The sequence below is a fragment of the Amorphoplanes digitatis genome, from assembly GCF_014205335.1.
GTDB classification, from domain to species: domain Bacteria; phylum Actinomycetota; class Actinomycetes; order Mycobacteriales; family Micromonosporaceae; genus Actinoplanes; species Actinoplanes digitatus.
In genome coordinates, this window is record NZ_JACHNH010000001.1 from 2,004,072 (window position 1) to 2,019,053 (window position 14,982).

General features: G+C 72.1%; 14 protein-coding genes. 12 read left to right on the plus strand and 2 right to left on the minus strand.

The features are described 5' to 3' along the window. Positions 1 to 56 precede the first annotated feature (56 nt). Complete coding sequence (locus BJ971_RS09085; RefSeq protein ID WP_184991558.1) at positions 57 to 1,115, plus strand: helix-turn-helix transcriptional regulator; 1,059 nt, start codon at positions 57 to 59, stop codon at positions 1,113 to 1,115. An 18-nt stretch (positions 1,116 to 1,133) separates the two neighbouring features. Here the strand turns inward: BJ971_RS09085 and BJ971_RS09090 are convergent, their stop codons facing one another. Beyond that, entirely contained in the window at positions 1,134 to 1,841 is a 708-nt protein-coding gene (locus BJ971_RS09090; protein WP_184991560.1) for a Clp protease N-terminal domain-containing protein, read from the minus strand. Positions 1,842 to 1,912: 71 nt separating this feature from the next. Between BJ971_RS09090 and aroB the strand changes: the two genes are divergently transcribed. From aroB to nusB, 4 genes are all read left to right on the plus strand, one after another. Continuing rightward, entirely contained in the window at positions 1,913 to 2,989 is a 1,077-nt protein-coding gene (gene aroB, locus BJ971_RS09095; RefSeq protein ID WP_184991562.1) for a 3-dehydroquinate synthase, read from the plus strand. After that, complete coding sequence (gene aroQ, locus BJ971_RS09100) at positions 2,986 to 3,414, plus strand: type II 3-dehydroquinate dehydratase (RefSeq protein WP_184991564.1); 429 nt, start codon at positions 2,986 to 2,988, stop codon at positions 3,412 to 3,414. Before aroB ends, aroQ begins: the two co-directional genes overlap by 4 nt. 75 nt (positions 3,415 to 3,489) lie before the next feature. Next, a complete protein-coding gene (gene efp, locus BJ971_RS09105; protein ID WP_184991566.1) occupies positions 3,490 to 4,047 on the plus strand; it encodes an elongation factor P in 558 nt (185 codons plus the stop codon). Between the two features lie 23 nt (positions 4,048 to 4,070). Beyond that, positions 4,071 to 4,481: a transcription antitermination factor NusB gene (gene nusB, locus BJ971_RS09110; RefSeq protein ID WP_184991568.1), complete on the plus strand. Its 411-nt coding sequence runs from the start codon at positions 4,071 to 4,073 to the stop codon at positions 4,479 to 4,481. A gap of 249 nt (positions 4,482 to 4,730) precedes the next feature. On the opposite strand, the gene bldD is transcribed toward nusB, so the two are convergent. Beyond that, positions 4,731 to 5,219 carry a transcriptional regulator BldD gene (gene bldD, locus BJ971_RS09115; protein ID WP_015624001.1) on the minus strand — a complete coding sequence of 163 codons (489 nt, stop codon included), beginning with the start codon at positions 5,217 to 5,219 and terminating at the stop codon, positions 4,731 to 4,733. 289 nt (positions 5,220 to 5,508) lie between these two features. Between bldD and pyrR the strand changes: the two genes are divergently transcribed. Genes pyrR through BJ971_RS09150 form a run of 7 tightly spaced genes read left to right on the plus strand, consistent with a single transcriptional unit; the run spans position 5,509 to position 14,976 of the window. Then, positions 5,509 to 6,096, plus strand: coding sequence for a bifunctional pyr operon transcriptional regulator/uracil phosphoribosyltransferase PyrR (gene pyrR, locus BJ971_RS09120; protein WP_184991571.1), 588 nt, complete (start codon positions 5,509 to 5,511; stop codon positions 6,094 to 6,096). Continuing rightward, positions 6,093 to 7,016 carry an aspartate carbamoyltransferase catalytic subunit gene (locus BJ971_RS09125; protein WP_184991572.1) on the plus strand — a complete coding sequence of 308 codons (924 nt, stop codon included), beginning with the start codon at positions 6,093 to 6,095 and terminating at the stop codon, positions 7,014 to 7,016. The genes pyrR and BJ971_RS09125 overlap by 4 nt, the downstream gene beginning before the upstream one ends. Next, complete coding sequence (locus BJ971_RS09130) at positions 7,013 to 8,278, plus strand: dihydroorotase (protein ID WP_184991574.1); 1,266 nt, start codon at positions 7,013 to 7,015, stop codon at positions 8,276 to 8,278. The genes BJ971_RS09125 and BJ971_RS09130 overlap by 4 nt, the downstream gene beginning before the upstream one ends. Continuing rightward, complete coding sequence (carA, locus tag BJ971_RS09135) at positions 8,275 to 9,384, plus strand: glutamine-hydrolyzing carbamoyl-phosphate synthase small subunit (RefSeq protein ID WP_184991577.1); 1,110 nt, start codon at positions 8,275 to 8,277, stop codon at positions 9,382 to 9,384. Before BJ971_RS09130 ends, carA begins: the two co-directional genes overlap by 4 nt. Further along, positions 9,384 to 12,695, plus strand: coding sequence for a carbamoyl-phosphate synthase large subunit (gene carB / locus BJ971_RS09140; RefSeq protein ID WP_184991579.1), 3,312 nt, complete (start codon positions 9,384 to 9,386; stop codon positions 12,693 to 12,695). The genes carA and carB overlap by 1 nt, the downstream gene beginning before the upstream one ends. Next, positions 12,692 to 13,708, plus strand: coding sequence for a quinone-dependent dihydroorotate dehydrogenase (locus tag BJ971_RS09145; RefSeq protein WP_184991581.1), 1,017 nt, complete (start codon positions 12,692 to 12,694; stop codon positions 13,706 to 13,708). The genes carB and BJ971_RS09145 overlap by 4 nt, the downstream gene beginning before the upstream one ends. After that, positions 13,705 to 14,976, plus strand: coding sequence for an adenosylmethionine--8-amino-7-oxononanoate transaminase (locus tag BJ971_RS09150; RefSeq protein WP_184991583.1), 1,272 nt, complete (start codon positions 13,705 to 13,707; stop codon positions 14,974 to 14,976). Before BJ971_RS09145 ends, BJ971_RS09150 begins: the two co-directional genes overlap by 4 nt. Positions 14,977 to 14,982: the final 6 nt, after the last annotated feature.

Consider the following 14,982-nt stretch of genomic DNA (forward strand, 5'->3'; position numbering starts at 1 on the left):
CGCTAGAGCCAATACCGGACGCTTCCCGCCCGGTTTGAAGGGGCAGAATCGGGAACATGCCACATCCCGCCTCGCGCGTCCTCGCCATGTTGGAGCTCCTCCAGGCACACCGCCGGATGACCGGGGGAGACCTCGCCGCGCGCCTGCGCGTCGACGAGCGCACCGTCCGCCGGTACGCGGGGACCCTCGCCGAGCTGGGCATCCCGGTGACCTCCGAGCGCGGCCGGTACGGCGGCTACCGGTTGCTGCCGGGCTTCAAGCTGCCGCCGCTGATGCTCACCGACGACGAGGCGGTGGCGGTGATGCTCGGGCTGATCGCCGCCGACCGGATCGGGCTGGCCGAGGGCTCGGCGGCGAACACCGCGGCCGAGGCGAAGATCACGCGGGTGCTCCCGGCCGCGCTGGCCGAGCGGCTGGCGGCGCTGCGGGCCAGCCTCGGCCTGACGATCCGCGGACCGGCGCCGCGCGAGCCGCAGCCGGCGCCCGGCGCCGGCGAGCCCGCGGCCGCCGCCGGGTCGAGCAGCGCGGACCTGCTGCTCACCCTCGGTGCGGCGACCCGGGCCGGACGGCGCCTGGACCTGGCCTACCGGGCGGGCCGCCGGCCGGTGACCGCCACCGAGCCGGGCGACGACGGCTGCGGTGACCAGCAGCGGCGGCTCCCGGTGACCCGCCGGGTGGTGGACCCCTACGGCCTGGTCTTCCACGGCGGCCGCTGGTACCTGGTGGCGCACGACCATCGCAGCGACGAGATCCGCTCGTTCCGCCTCGACCGGATGGTCACCGTGCGGCCCACCGGCGCGGTCTTCGAGGCGCCGCCGAACTTCGACGCGGTGGCGCACGTGACCCGGCAGTGGGCGGCGCTGCCCTGGAAGTGGGAGGTCGAGGTGCTGATCGAGGCGGACGTCGCGCGGGTGCGGCGCCGGATTCCCGCGACCGTCGCCGACGTCACCGAGGTGGCCGAGGGCGTGCGGCTGAGCTGCCGGGTGGAGAGCCTGCCGGGCATGGCGCAGCTGCTGGCCGGCCTGGGCCTGCCGTTCACCGTCGTCCGGCCGGACGAGCTGCGCGCTGAGCTCGTGGCGCACGCCGCCCAGCTCGTCCGGTCCGCCGAGCGCTGAGCCTGGTCCCCGGCGGACTCAACCAAGGCGCTCCTCGAGTCGCTCGACGCGCCGCAGCAGCGGGGCGAGCTCCGCGCGGACCGCGTTCAGCAGCCCCGGCGTCGCGGCCGGGTTGCCGGCGCTCGCGCGCAGGTGCGCGTAGCCGGCCAGGGCGACGGACACCGCCCGGCGGGTGGCGCGGGAGTCCGCGCCGAGGTCCCGCAGGGCCCGTCCGGCCTGCCCGTCGGGCTCGGCGGCCAGGCCGAGCAGCAGGTGCTCGCACCCCACGTAGTTGTGCCCGAGGCCGGTCGCCTCGGCGACGGTCAGCTCGACGGCGTTCGCGGCCGGCGCGCTGAACCGCAGGCCGTCGCCCCCGCCGGGCTCGGCCGCGTCCGGCACCGTGATCGTGCCCGGGTCGATCTCCATCGCGGTGAGGATCTGGAGGGCCAGGTTGCCGCCCTCGGCGAGCATGCCGTGCAGCAGGTGGCCGGTGGTGACGTTCGGCGCGCCGGTTTCGCGGGCCCGGTCGATCGCCAGGGTGAACACGGTGACCGCCCGCGCGGTGAACAGCGGCAGCCGGCCGGCGAGCTCGGTGCCGTCGAGCTCGCCCAGGACGGTCTGCCGGACGGCGGTGATCCGGCGGACGGCCTGCTCCAGGGCGCGCTGGCAGACGGCGGAGACGGGTACGCCGGTGTCGCGCACCGCGTCGGCGAGATTGTCGGGCAGGTAGACGTTGATTTTCGGCATGCCAGAAGTTGTAACCCCTGTAGGGGTTACCTGTCTATAACCCCATTTCCGGCTCACTAGGATCGGGGCCGATGGATGACGTGACGCGAATCCCCGTGCCCGGCGACCGGCCGTACGACGTGCTTGTCGGTCGTGGGTTGATCGAAGCCCTTCCCGAGCTGGCCGGCGGTGCCGTGCGCGCCGCGATCCTGCACGCCCCGCCGCTCAAGGAGCGCGCCGCGGCCGTGGCCGACGCGCTGTCCGCTGCGGGCATCCGGCCGCTGCCGATCGAGGTGCCCGACGCCGAGTCCGGCAAGTCGATCGACGTGGCCGCGCGCTGCTGGGACGAGCTGGGCGCGGCCGGCTTCACCCGCACGGACGTGGTCGTCGGCGTCGGCGGGGGAGCGGTCACCGACCTGGCCGGATTCGTCGCGGCGAGCTGGCTGCGCGGGGTGCGCTGGATACCGGTGAGCACGTCGCTGCTCGGCATGGTCGACGCCGCCGTCGGCGGAAAGACGGGCGTCAACACGGCCGCGGGCAAGAACCTGGTCGGCGCGTTCCACCCGCCCGCCGGCGTGCTCTGCGACCTCGGCGCGCTCGAGACGCTGCCCGCCGACGACCTGGTGGCGGGCCTCGCCGAGGTGGTCAAGTGCGGCTTCATCGCCGACCCGGCGATCCTCGACCTGGTCGAGGGCGACCCGGCCGCCGCCGTCGACCCGCGCAGCCCGGTGCTGCGTGAGCTGGTCGAGCGGGCGATCCGGGTCAAGGCGCACGTGGTCGGCAACGACCTGCGCGAGTCCGGCCTGCGGGAGATCCTCAACTACGGGCACACCCTCGCGCACGCGATCGAGAAGAACGAGAACTACGGCTGGAAGCACGGCCACGCGGTGGCCGTCGGCGTGGTCTACGCGGGCGAGCTGTCCCGGCTGGCCGGCCGCCTCGACGACGCGACCGCGGCCCGGCACCGCCGGGTCGTGTCGCTGCTCGGCCTGCCGGTCTCGTACCCCGCCGGCGCCTGGCCCGACCTGCTCGCCGCGATGCGGGTCGACAAGAAGGCCCGCGCGGACACCCTGCGCTTCGTGGTGCTCGACGGCCTCGCCAAGCCGGGCATCCTGGCCGGGCCCGCCGAGGAGACGCTGATCGAGGCGTACCGGGCGGTGTCCGCATGAAGGTCTACGTCCTGAACGGCCCGAACCTGGGCCGGCTCGGCACCCGCCAGGTCGACGTATACGGCGTCACCTCGTACGCGGATCTGGTGGCGACCTGCGAGGTGGAGGGCAAGTCGCTCGGCCTCGACGTCGAGGTCCGGCAGACCGACGCCGAGCACGAGATGCTGGCCTGGCTGCACGCCGCCGCCGACGAGCAGGCACCGGTGGTGCTCAACCCGGGCGCCTGGTCCCACTACTCGTACGCGGTCCGGGACGCCTGCGCGATCCTGCGCGCGCCCCTGGTCGAGGTGCACATCTCCAACATCCACGCCCGCGAGGAGTTCCGGCACCACTCGGTGATCTCGGCGGTGGCGACGGGCGTCATCGCCGGCCTCGGGGTGGACGGCTACCGGCTGGCGCTGCGGCACATCGCGGGACGTGCTTGACCCGATTCGCCGGTTCATGACCCACGCCGGTAAACTCGCTCGGTCACCTTCACGCTCTTTAGACCAAGGCAGGACATGGCTTCCACCAACGACCTGAAGAACGGCCTGGTGCTCAACCTCGAGGGCGACCTGTGGGCCGTCGTCGAGTTCCAGCACGTCAAGCCGGGCAAGGGTGGGGCGTTCGTGCGCACCACGCTCAAGAACGTCCTTTCCGGCAAGGTCGTGGACAAGACGTTCAACGCCGGCACCAAGGTCGAGACCGCGACCGTGGACAAGCGCACCATGCAGTACCTCTACCAGGACGGCGACGACTTCGTCTTCATGGACCTGGACACCTTCGAGCAGATCCACGTGCCCGGCGGCACCGTCGGCGAGAACGCCAACTACCTGCTCCCCGAGGCCGAGGCCACGGTGGCGACGCACGAGGGCGTTCCGCTCTACATCGAGCTGCCGACCAGCGTCTTCCTCGAGGTGACCTACACCGAGCCGGGCCTGCAGGGCGACCGCTCCACCGGCGGCACCAAGCCGGCAACGGTCGAGACCGGCGCGACGGTCAACGTCCCGCTCTTCATCACCACCGGCGAGAAGATCAAGGTCGACACCCGCGACGGCCGTTACCTCGGCCGTAGCTGATGGCGGAGGGCCCCAAAACCCAGATGCCGGCGCGCCGCAAGGCGCGCAAACGGGCGCTGGACGTCCTCTACGAGGCGGACCTCCGTGACCTGCCGCCGGTCCAGGTCCTGACGACCTACCTGGACCGCATCGCCAAGCCCCGCCCGGACCACCTGGACTACACGGTCAGCCTGGTCGAGGGCGTGGCGAAGAACCTCGACCGCATCGACGAGCTGATCGCGAGCTACGCGGAGGGCTGGACCATCGACCGCATGCCGGTCGTGGACCGGAACCTGGCGCGGATCGCGGTCTACGAACTGCTCTACGTCGGCGAGATCGACGACCCCGTCGCGATCTCCGAGGCGGTCGAGTTGGCGAAGCAGATGTCCACGGACGACAGTCCGCGATTCCTGAATGGCATCCTGGGCAGAATCGCGGAATTCGCCACGCGATAGGCCCTTCCGCCGATCCTGCGGAATTGCCGGCCCGGTCGGGCCGGTCCCCGCGGGTCCCGCCGAGTGCGGGGTTCGCGGGGCGGTGACTGTGCGTTGACCTCGCGCTTTGTAGTCGTCGCGGTCCCGCGGGAGTGTTGCGCTTCGTAGTTGACCGGGCCGCCGGGCGGCGCAATCCGATCATTCTCGGGCCGCGCCCCGACGGGCACAAAAAAGGGGGCCTGGCGGGGCCCCCTTTTCGCTATCGCGTGATCAGGATGCGAAGAACGCCCGCGGGTCGGCGACGAGCACGCCCTGCTCGGTCAGGCGCTCGATGAGGCCGGACGGCGAGATGTCGTACACGATGGCGAGGGCGCGCAGGTCATCCGCGCGGATCGACAGCACGCGACCGTTGTAGTCACCGCGCTGCTGCTGTATGGCCCGGGCGTAGCGCGCGACGTAGGCCAGGTCCTCACCGGCGGCGTCGTACAGCTTCTCCAGGTCCAGGACGATCTTGTTGGTGGCCTCGAGCCGGACACCGCTGCCGTCAGGCAGCAACTCCGAAACGGGGACCCGGTAGAAGTCCGCCAGTTCGGCGAGGCGGGAAACGGTGACGGCGCGATCGCCACGCTCGTACGAGCCCACCACGACGGCCTTCCACCGGCCGTTCGACTTCTCTTCCACACCCTGCAGGGAAAGGCCCTGCTGCTGGCGGATGGAGCGCAGGCGGGCGCCCAACGACTTGGCGTACTCAGACGGCATTCGGACACTCCCAGTACTGTGCTGGCCCGGAGGGTTCTTCCTCGGATCGCTACGCTGCGTGACGGTACGGAGTTTGCGACCCCTGGTCAAGTGTCGGTTACCGATGAGTCGCCGAGCCGGTGCGCGAGTTGTCCGTATTCGACCCGTCTGGTCCGAGGGTTGGCCACGTCACCATGGTCATCCGAACTCGCACTGATAACGTTGCGTCAGCCATCGGGCCGTCCCTGCCGGGGCGCCCGACCGACATCCTTTAACGACCCGTCCTGTGAGGCGGGGAAGGAGGTCCGCCGTGGCACATCCACGCGCCGACACCGCGGCCCAGCAGGGCGCCGCGAAGATCATCATTTCCGGGTCGGACCTGCAACGGGTCGTCGACCGGATCGCGCACCAGATTCTCGAGAAGACCTCCGGCGCGACCGGCACGGTACTTCTCGGCATACCGACCCGCGGCGTGCCGCTGGCCCGCCGCCTGGCCGCCCGGATACACGCCTTCGAGGGCATCGACGTGCCGGTCGGCTCCCTCGACATCACGCTCTACCGCGACGACCTGCGGCTGCACGCCACCCGCGCGCTCGGCAAGACCGAGATACCGGGCGGCGGCCTGGACGGCCGCCGGGTGATCCTGGTCGACGACGTGCTCTTCTCCGGCCGTACGGTGCGGGCCGCCCTCGACGCGCTCGGCGACGTCGGCCGGCCCAGCTCCGTGCAGCTCGCCGTGCTCGTCGACCGCGGCCACCGGGAGCTGCCGATCCGCGCCGACTACGTCGGCAAGAACATTCCGACCGCGCTGACCGAGAGCGTGCGCGTCTCGCTCTCCGAGACCGACGAGGGCGTTGACGAGGTCAAGCTCTTCTCCGGATCCGAGGTTTCCCGATGATCAAGCATCTGCGCTCGGCCGCCGACCTCGACGCCGAGACCGCCACCCTGATCCTCGACACCGCCGGCGAGATGGCCGCCCTGGCCGGCCGCGAGGTCAAGAAGCTGCCGACCCTGCGCGGCCGCACCGTCGTCAACCTCTTCTACGAGGACTCCACGCGTACCCGGATCTCCTTCGAGGCCGCGGCCAAGCGCCTCTCCGCGGACGTCATCAACTTCTCCGCCAAGGGTTCGAGCGTCTCCAAGGGCGAGAGCCTCAAGGACACCGCGCTGACCCTCCAGGCGATGGGCGCCGACGCGGTCGTCATCCGGCACCCGGCCAGCGGCGCGCCGCACCGGCTGGCCTCCTGGGTGGACGGCTCGGTGATCAACGCCGGCGACGGCACGCACGAGCACCCGACGCAGGCGCTGCTGGACGCGTACACGATGCGGTCGCGGCTCGGCACGCTCGCGGGACTCAACGTCGCCATCGTCGGCGACGTGCTGCACAGCCGGGTGGCCCGCTCCAACGTCCTGCTGCTCACCACGCTGGGCGCCAGCATCACCCTGGTCGGGCCGCCGACGCTGATCCCGGTGGACATCGCCGCGGCGCTGTCGCCCGCGACGAAGGTGTCGTACGACCTCGACAGCGTCCTGCCCGGCGCGGACGTCGTGATGATGCTGCGGGTGCAGACCGAGCGGATGCAGGACTCCTTCTTCCCCTCCGCCCGGGAGTACTCGCGCCGCTACGGGCTCGACGTCGCACGCATGCGCAAGCTGCCGGAGCATGCCATCGTCATGCATCCCGGCCCGATGAACCGGGGCATGGAGATCGCACCCGAGGTGGCGGACTCGACCCGCTCCACGATCGTCGAACAGGTCGCCAACGGCGTCAGCGCCCGGATGGCGGTTCTCTACCTGCTACTCGGAGGCAAGGCATGACCGCGTACCTGATCAAGGGTGTCCGTCTTCTCGGCGGTGACCCGGCCGATCTGCTGATCGCCGACGGGGTGATCGCCGAGGGGCCCGCCGACGGCGCCGAGGTGATCGACGCCGAGGGCCTCGTCGCGCTCCCCGGCCTCGTCGACCTGCACACCCACCTGCGCGAGCCCGGCCGCGAGGACGCCGAGACCGTCGAGACCGGCTCGCGCGCCGCCGCGCTCGGCGGCTACACGGCGGTCTTCGCGATGGCCAACACGTCGCCCGTCGCCGACACCGCCGGCGTGGTCGAGCAGGTCTGGCGCCTCGGCCGCGAGGCCGGCCTGGTCGACGTGCAGCCGATCGGCGCCGTCACCGTCGGGCTGGCCGGCAAGCAGCTCGCCGAGCTCGGCGCGATGGCCACCTCGGCGGCGAACGTGCGTATCTTCTCCGACGACGGGTTCTGCGTCGCCGACCCGCGCCTGATGCGCCGCGCCCTGGAGTACGTCAAGGCGTTCGACGGCATCATCGCCCAGCACGCCGAGGAGCCGCGGCTCACCGAGGGCGCGCAGATGCACGAGGGCGAGGTCTCCACCCGGCTCGGCCTGACCGGCTGGCCCGCGGTCGCCGAGGAGGCGATCATCGCCCGCGACGTGCTCCTGGCGGAGCACGTCGGCAGCCGCCTGCACGTCTGCCACGTCTCCACCGCCGGCTCGGTCGAGGTGCTGCGCCAGGCCAAGGCCCGCGGCGTACGGGTGACGGCCGAGGTCACGCCGCACCACCTGCTGCTCACCGACGAGCTGGCCGCCAGCTACGACCCGGTCTACAAGGTCAACCCGCCGCTGCGCACCGCCTCCGACGTGCGGGCGCTGCGCCAGGCGCTGGTCGACGGCGTGATCGACATCGTGGCCACCGACCACGCGCCGCACGCCGTCGAGGACAAGGAGTGCGAGTGGGCCTACGCCCGCCCGGGCATGGTCGGCCTGGAGACGGCCCTGCCCGTCGTGCTCTCCGTGCTGGGTGAGCAGTGGGACCTCATCGCCGAGCGGATGTCCCGCGCACCGGCCCGCATCGCCGGGCTGGCCGGGCACGGCACCGATCTCACGGTCGGCTCGCCGGCCAACCTGACGCTGGTGGACCCGTCCGCCCGGCGGGTCGTCGACCCGTCCGGCCTGGCGAGCCGCAGCCGCAACACACCGTACGCGGGCACCACCCTGCCGGGTCGCATCGTCGCGACCTTCCTCCGGGGAGAGCCGACAGTCCTCGACGGGAAGGCCGTCAAGTGAAACCAGCGATTCTTGTGCTCGAAGACGGGCGCACATTCCGTGGCACCTCCTACGGCGCGGAGGGGGAGACCTTCGGTGAGGCGGTCTTCACCACCGGCATGACCGGCTATCAGGAGACGCTGACCGACCCGTCGTACCACCGGCAGGTCGTGGTGCAGACCGCGCCGCAGATCGGCAACACCGGCGTCAACGCCGAGGACGACGAGTCCGACCGCATCTGGGTCGCCGGCTACGTGGTCCGCGACCCGGCCCGGCGGCCCTCGAACTGGCGCGCGACCGGCGACCTCGGCGAGCGGCTGGCGGCCGAGGGTGTCGTCGGGATCAGCGGCATCGACACCCGAGCGCTGACCCGGCACCTGCGCGAGCGCGGCGCGATGCGGGTCGGCGTCTCGACGGTCGACCTCGACCCGGCCTCGCTCACGGCGCGCGTGCTGACCCAGCCGCAGATGGCCGGCGCCGACCTCTCCGCCGAGGTGACCACGGCGCGGCGCTACACCGTCGAGGCGGTCGGCGAGCGGCGCTACACCGTCGCCGCCCTTGACCTGGGCATCAAGCGCAACGTCTCGCGGCGCCTCGCCGAGCGCGGCGTCACCACGCACGTCTTCCCGGCGTCGTCCACCATCGAGGACCTGCTCGCGGTCGAGCCCGACGCGGTGTTCCTGTCGCCCGGCCCGGGCGACCCGGCGACCGCCGACGGGCCGGTCGCCCTCGCCCGGGAGGTGCTGCGCCGCCGGATGCCGCTGTTCGGCATCTGCTTCGGCAGCCAGATCCTGGGCCGGGCGCTCGGCTTCGGCACCTACAAGCTGGGGTACGGCCACCGCGGCATCAACCAGCCGGTGCTCGACCGGACCACCGGCAAGGTCGAGGTGACCTCGCACAACCACGGCTTCGCGGTCGACGCGCCGCTCGACACGATCATCGACACGGAGTTCGGCCGGGTCGAGGTCTCGCACGTCTGCCTCAACGACAACGTGGTCGAAGGGCTGCGGGCACTGGATGTGCCCGCGTTCACGGTCCAGTACCACCCCGAGGCGGCCGCGGGCCCGCATGACGCGGACTACCTGTTCGACCGCTTCGTGGAGCTTGTCGAGAGGGTGGATGCCTGATGCCGAAGCGCACTGATCTCCAGCATGTGATGGTGATCGGCTCCGGCCCGATCGTCATCGGCCAGGCCTGCGAGTTCGACTACTCCGGCACCCAGGCGTGCCGGGTGCTGCGCGCCGAGGGGCTGCGCGTCTCGCTCGTCAACTCCAACCCGGCGACGATCATGACCGACCCGGAGTTCGCCGACGCGACCTACGTCGAGCCGATCACCCCGGAGTTCGTCGAGCTGGTCATCGCCCGGGAACGCCCCGACGCGATCCTGGCGACCCTCGGCGGGCAGACCGCGCTGAACACGGCGGTCGCCCTGCACGAGAACGGCGTCCTGGACAAGTACGGCGTCGAGCTGATCGGCGCCAACATCGACGCCATCCGCAAGGGCGAGGACCGCCAGCTCTTCAAGGACATCGTCGCCCGGGCCGGCGGCGAGACGCCGCGCTCGCGGGTCTGCCACTCGATGGACGACGTGCACGCGACCGTCGCCGAGCTCGGCCTGCCGGTCGTCATCCGCCCGTCGTTCACCATGGGCGGCCTCGGCTCCGGTATGGCGCACAACACCGAGGACCTGGAGCGCATCGCCGGCTCCGGCCTGGCCGCCTCGCCGGTGCACGAGGTGCTCATCGAGGAGAGCGTGCTCGGCTGGAAGGAGTACGAGCTCGAGCTGATGCGCGACAAGCACGACAACGTCGTGGTCGTCTGCTCGATCGAGAACGTCGACCCGATGGGCGTGCACACCGGCGACAGCGTCACCGTCGCGCCCGCGATGACCCTGACCGACCGCGAGTACCAGAGGCTGCGCGACCTCGGCATCGCCGTGCTGCGCGAGGTCGGCGTCGACACCGGCGGCTGCAACATCCAGTTCGCGATCAACCCGCGCGACGGCCGGCTGGTCGTCATCGAGATGAACCCGCGGGTGTCGCGCTCCTCGGCGCTGGCGTCGAAGGCCACCGGCTTCCCGATCGCGAAGATCGCCGCGAAGCTCGCCATCGGTTACACCCTGGACGAGATCCCGAACGACATCACGCTCAAGACGCCTGCCGCGTTCGAGCCGGCGCTGGACTACGTGGTCGTGAAGATCCCGCGGTTCGCGTTCGAGAAGTTCCCCGGCGCCGACCCCGAGCTGACCACCACGATGAAGTCGGTCGGCGAGGCGATGAGCCTGGGCCGCAACTTCGCCGAGGCGCTCAACAAGGCGATGCGCTCGATGGAGACCAAGGCGGCCGGGTTCTGGACGTCGCCGACGTTCGACAGCGCGGACGAGGCGCTCGAGGCGATGCGCATCCCGCACGACGGGCGGCTGTACACCGTCGAGGCGGCGCTGCGCCTCGGCGCGAGCGTCGAGCAGGTGCACGAGGCCAGCGGCGGCATCGACCCGTGGTTCCTGGACGAGATCGCGGCGCTGGTCGAGCTGCGCGAGCGGATCCTGGACGCGCCGGTGCTCGACGAGGCGCTGCTGCGGCTCGCCAAGCGCTCCGGGCTCTCCGACCGCCAGCTCGCGGCGCTGCGCCCCGAGCTGGCCGGCGAGGACGGCGTGCGGACCCTGCGGCACCGCCTCGGCGTGCGGCCGGTCTACAAGACCGTCGACACCTGCGCGGCCGAGTTCGCCGCGAACACGCCGTACCACTACTCCACGTACGACGAGGAGACCGAGGTCGCGGCCTCGGACCGGCCCAAGGTGCTGATCCTGGGCTCCGGCCCGAACCGGATCGGCCAGGGCATCGAGTTCGACTACTCGTGCGTGCACGCGGTCATGGCGCTGCGCGAGGTCGACTTCGAGACCGTCATGGTCAACTGCAACCCCGAGACGGTCTCCACCGACTACGACACCGCCGACCGGCTCTACTTCGAGCCGCTCACCTTCGAGGACGTCCTCGAGGTGTTCCACGCCGAGGACTCGTCCGGCAAGGCCGCCGGCGGCCCGGGCGTGGTCGGCGTCATCGTCCAGCTCGGCGGCCAGACCCCGCTCGGGCTGGCCAAGCGGCTCAAGGCCGCCGGCGTGCCGATCGTCGGCACCTCGCCGGAGTCGATCGACCTGGCCGAGGACCGCGGCGCGTTCGGCTCGGTGCTGGCCAAGGCCGGCCTGCGCGCGCCCGCGCACGGCACGGCAACCTCGTTCGAGGAGGCCAAGGCCATCGCCGACGAGATCGGGTACCCGGTGCTGGTCCGGCCCTCCTACGTGCTCGGCGGCCGGGGCATGGAGATCGTGTACGACGAGCCGACGCTCGCCGACTACATCGCCCGGGCCACCGAGATCTCGCCGGACCACCCGGTGCTCGTCGACTGCTTCCTGGACGACGCGATCGAGATCGACGTCGACGCGCTCTGCGACGCCACCGGCGAGGTCTACCTCGGCGGCGTGATGGAGCACATCGAGGAGGCCGGCATCCACTCCGGCGACTCGTCCTGCTCGCTGCCGCCGGTCACCCTCGCGGGCTCGCACCTGGCCGAGGTGCGCCGCTACACCGAGGCGATCGCCCGCGGCGTCGGCGTCCGCGGCCTGCTCAACGTCCAGTACGCGCTCAAGGACGACTCCCTGTACGTCCTGGAGGCCAACCCGCGGGCGTCGCGGACCGTGCCGTTCGTCTCCAAGGCCACGGCGGTCCCGCTGGCCAAGGCGGCCGCCCGGATCATGCTCGGCGCCACCATCGCGGAGCTGCGCGCCGAGGGCATGCTGCTGCGCAGCCGCGACGGCGGCGAGACACCGGCGAACGCGCCGATCGCGGTCAAGGAGGCGGTGCTGCCGTTCAAGCGGTTCCGCACCCCGGCCGGCAAGGGCGTCGACAGCCTGCTCGGCCCCGAGATGAAGTCGACGGGCGAGGTCATGGGCATCGACCCGGCCTTCGGCCCGGCGTTCGCCAAGTCGCAGGCGGCCGCGTACGGCTCGCTGCCGACCAGCGGCAAGATCTTCGTCTCGGTGGCCAACCGCGACAAGCGCTCGATGATCTTCCCGGTCAAGCGCCTCGCCGACCTGGGCTTCACGATCGTCACCACCGCCGGCACCGGCGAGGTGCTGCGCCGGCACGGCATCGAGTGCGAGATCGTCCCCAAGCACTTCGAGAGCCCGGGCCGCAACGCGGTGGCGCTCATCGGCACCGGCGAGATCGCCCTGATCATCAACACGCCGCAGGGCTCGGGCGCGAGCGCCCGCTCCGACGGGTACGAGATCCGCAGCGCCGCCGTCATCCACGACATCCCGAGCATCACCACGGTGCCGGGCGCGGCCGCGGCGGTGATGGGCATCGAGGCACTGATGCGCGGCGACATGACGGTCCGCCCGCTCCAGGAGCTGCACGCGATGCTCAGGGAGAGCGAGTGAGCGTATTCACCGGCGCCGTCCGCCCGGTCCTGTTCCGGCTGGGCGGCGGCGACCCGGAGAAGGCGCACGAGTTCACCCTCGCGCGGCTGGCCGCGCTGGGCGCCCGCTCCCGGGCCCTGCTGCACCGCCGCTACGCGGTGCAGGCGCCCGTCGAGGCGTTCGGGGTGCGCTTTCCCAACGCGGTCGGGCTGGCCGCCGGCATGGACAAGAACGGTGTCGCGCTGCCGGCCTGGCCCGCGCTGGGCTTCGGCTTCGTCGAGGTCGGCACGGTCACCGCGCGGGCGCAGCCCGGCAACGACCGGCCCCGGCTGTTCCGGCTCCGCGACAGCGAGGCCGTGATCAACCGGATGGGCTTCAACAACGCGGGCGCGGCCGCGCTCGCGTCCCGCCTCGAGGCGCTGGGGCCGGTGGGCGTGCCGCTGGGCATCTCGCTCGGCAAGTCCAAGGTGACGCCGCTGGAGGAGGCGGTCGAGGACTACCTGACCTCGTACAACCTCCTGCACGGATACGCCGACTACATCGCGGTCAACGTGTCGTCGCCGAACACGCCGGGCCTGCGCACGCTCCAGGACAAGGCCGCGATCGGCGCCCTGCTCGGCGCGCTGGTCGGCCGGGTGCCGGTGCTTGTGAAGATCGCCCCGGACCTGACCGACGAGGCCGTCGCGGAGCTGCTCGAGGTCTGCCTCGCGCGGGGCGCGGCGGGCGTGATCGCGACGAACACCACCCTGGCCCGCGACGGGCTGGCCGAGACCGACCGGCCGCGGGCCGCCGAGGCCGGCGGCCTCTCCGGCCGGCCGCTGACCGCCCGCGCCCGCGAGGTGGTCCGCTTCGTACACACCGAGACCGGCGGGCGCCTGCCGATCATCGGCGTCGGCGGCATCGCCGAGCCGGACGACGCGGCGCGGATGCTGGACGCCGGCGCGAGCCTGGTCCAGCTCTACACGGGCTTCATCTACCGCGGACCGGACCTGGTCAAGGGCGCGGCCAGGGCTTGCGCGAGGGCCCTGCCATGATCGACCCGCCCGGCCTGCTGGCATTGGACCGGGCGCACGTCTGGCACCCGTACGGCCCGATGCCCGGGCGCAGCGAGCCCTACGTCGTGGAGAGCGCCGAGGGCGTGCGGCTGCGCCTGGCCGACGGGCGCGAGCTGGTCGACGGCATGTCGTCCTGGTGGGCGGCGATCCACGGCTACCGGCACCCGGTGCTCGACGCCGCGCTCGTCGACCAGTCGCGCCGGATGAGCCACGTGATGTTCGGCGGGCTCACCCACGCGCCCGCCGTCGAGCTGGCCACCACCCTGGTCGAGCTGACCCCGGACGGCCTGGAGCACGTCTTCCTCTGCGACTCCGGCTCGGTCGGCGTCGAGGTCGCGGTCAAGATGGCGTTGCAGGCCCAGCTCGCCCGGGGCTTCCCCGCCCGGCGGCGCCTGGCCACCTGGCGCGGCGGCTACCACGGCGACACGTTCCATCCGATGAGCGTCTGCGACCCGGACGGCGGCATGCACCGGCTCTGGACCGGCGTGCTGCCGGCACAGGTCTTCGCCGGTGCGCCGCCCGCGGACTACGACGAGGGGTACGCCGGCGCGCTGGCCGACCTGATAGCCGAGCACGCCGGAGAGCTCGCCGCCGTCATTGTCGAGCCGGTCGTGCAGGGCGCCGGCGGGATGCGGTTCCACCATCCGGGGTACCTGCGGGTGCTGCGCGAGGTCACCGCGGCGCACGGCGTCCTGCTGATCTTCGACGAGATCGCGACGGGCTTCGGCCGTACGGGTGAGTTCTTCGCCGCCCACCACGCCGGAGTGACCCCCGACATCATGTGTCTCGGCAAGGCACTCACCGGGGGATATCTGAGCCTGGCGGCGACGCTGTGCACCCCGGCGGTGGCGCACGCCGTCTCCGCCGGCGACGCCGGCGGCCTGGCGCACGGCCCGACCTTCATGGGCAACCCGCTCGCCTGCGCGGTCGCGAACGCCTCCATCGGCCTTCTCCGGGCACAGGACTGGGCTGGGCAGGTGCGACGTATCTCCGGCGGCCTCCGTGCCGGTCTGGAGCCGCTGCGGGGGGTTGCCGGGGTCGCTGACGTCCGCGTCCTGGGCGCGATCGGCGTGGTGCAGCTCGATCGGGCGGTCGACGTGCCCCGGGCCACGGCCGCCGCGGCCGGCGCCGGGGTGTGGCTGCGGCCGTTCCGCGACCTGATCTACACGATGCCGCCGTTCGTCACCGACGACGCCGACGTCGCCCGCATTACCCGAGGAATCGCCGCGGCGGTGTCCGCCACCTGACACGAA

Excerpts from the sequence above, each read along its gene's own strand:
- bldD (WP_015624001.1), bottom strand. The coding sequence starts at position 5,219 with ATGCCGTCTGAGTACGCCAAGTCGTTGGGCGCCCGCCTGCGCTCCATC.
- BJ971_RS09125 (WP_184991572.1), top strand. The coding sequence starts at position 6,093 with ATGATCAAGCATCTGCGCTCGGCCGCCGACCTCGACGCCGAGACCGCC.
- nusB (WP_184991568.1), top strand. The coding sequence starts at position 4,071 with ATGCCGGCGCGCCGCAAGGCGCGCAAACGGGCGCTGGACGTCCTCTAC.
- BJ971_RS09090 (WP_184991560.1), bottom strand. The coding sequence starts at position 1,841 with ATGCCGAAAATCAACGTCTACCTGCCCGACAATCTCGCCGACGCGGTG.
- BJ971_RS09130 (WP_184991574.1), top strand. The coding sequence starts at position 7,013 with ATGACCGCGTACCTGATCAAGGGTGTCCGTCTTCTCGGCGGTGACCCG.
- aroQ (WP_184991564.1), top strand. The coding sequence starts at position 2,986 with ATGAAGGTCTACGTCCTGAACGGCCCGAACCTGGGCCGGCTCGGCACC.
- BJ971_RS09085 (WP_184991558.1), top strand. The coding sequence starts at position 57 with ATGCCACATCCCGCCTCGCGCGTCCTCGCCATGTTGGAGCTCCTCCAG.
- carB (WP_184991579.1), top strand. The coding sequence starts at position 9,384 with ATGCCGAAGCGCACTGATCTCCAGCATGTGATGGTGATCGGCTCCGGC.
- BJ971_RS09150 (WP_184991583.1), top strand. The coding sequence starts at position 13,705 with ATGATCGACCCGCCCGGCCTGCTGGCATTGGACCGGGCGCACGTCTGG.
- aroB (WP_184991562.1), top strand. The coding sequence starts at position 1,913 with ATGGATGACGTGACGCGAATCCCCGTGCCCGGCGACCGGCCGTACGAC.
- efp (WP_184991566.1), top strand. The coding sequence starts at position 3,490 with ATGGCTTCCACCAACGACCTGAAGAACGGCCTGGTGCTCAACCTCGAG.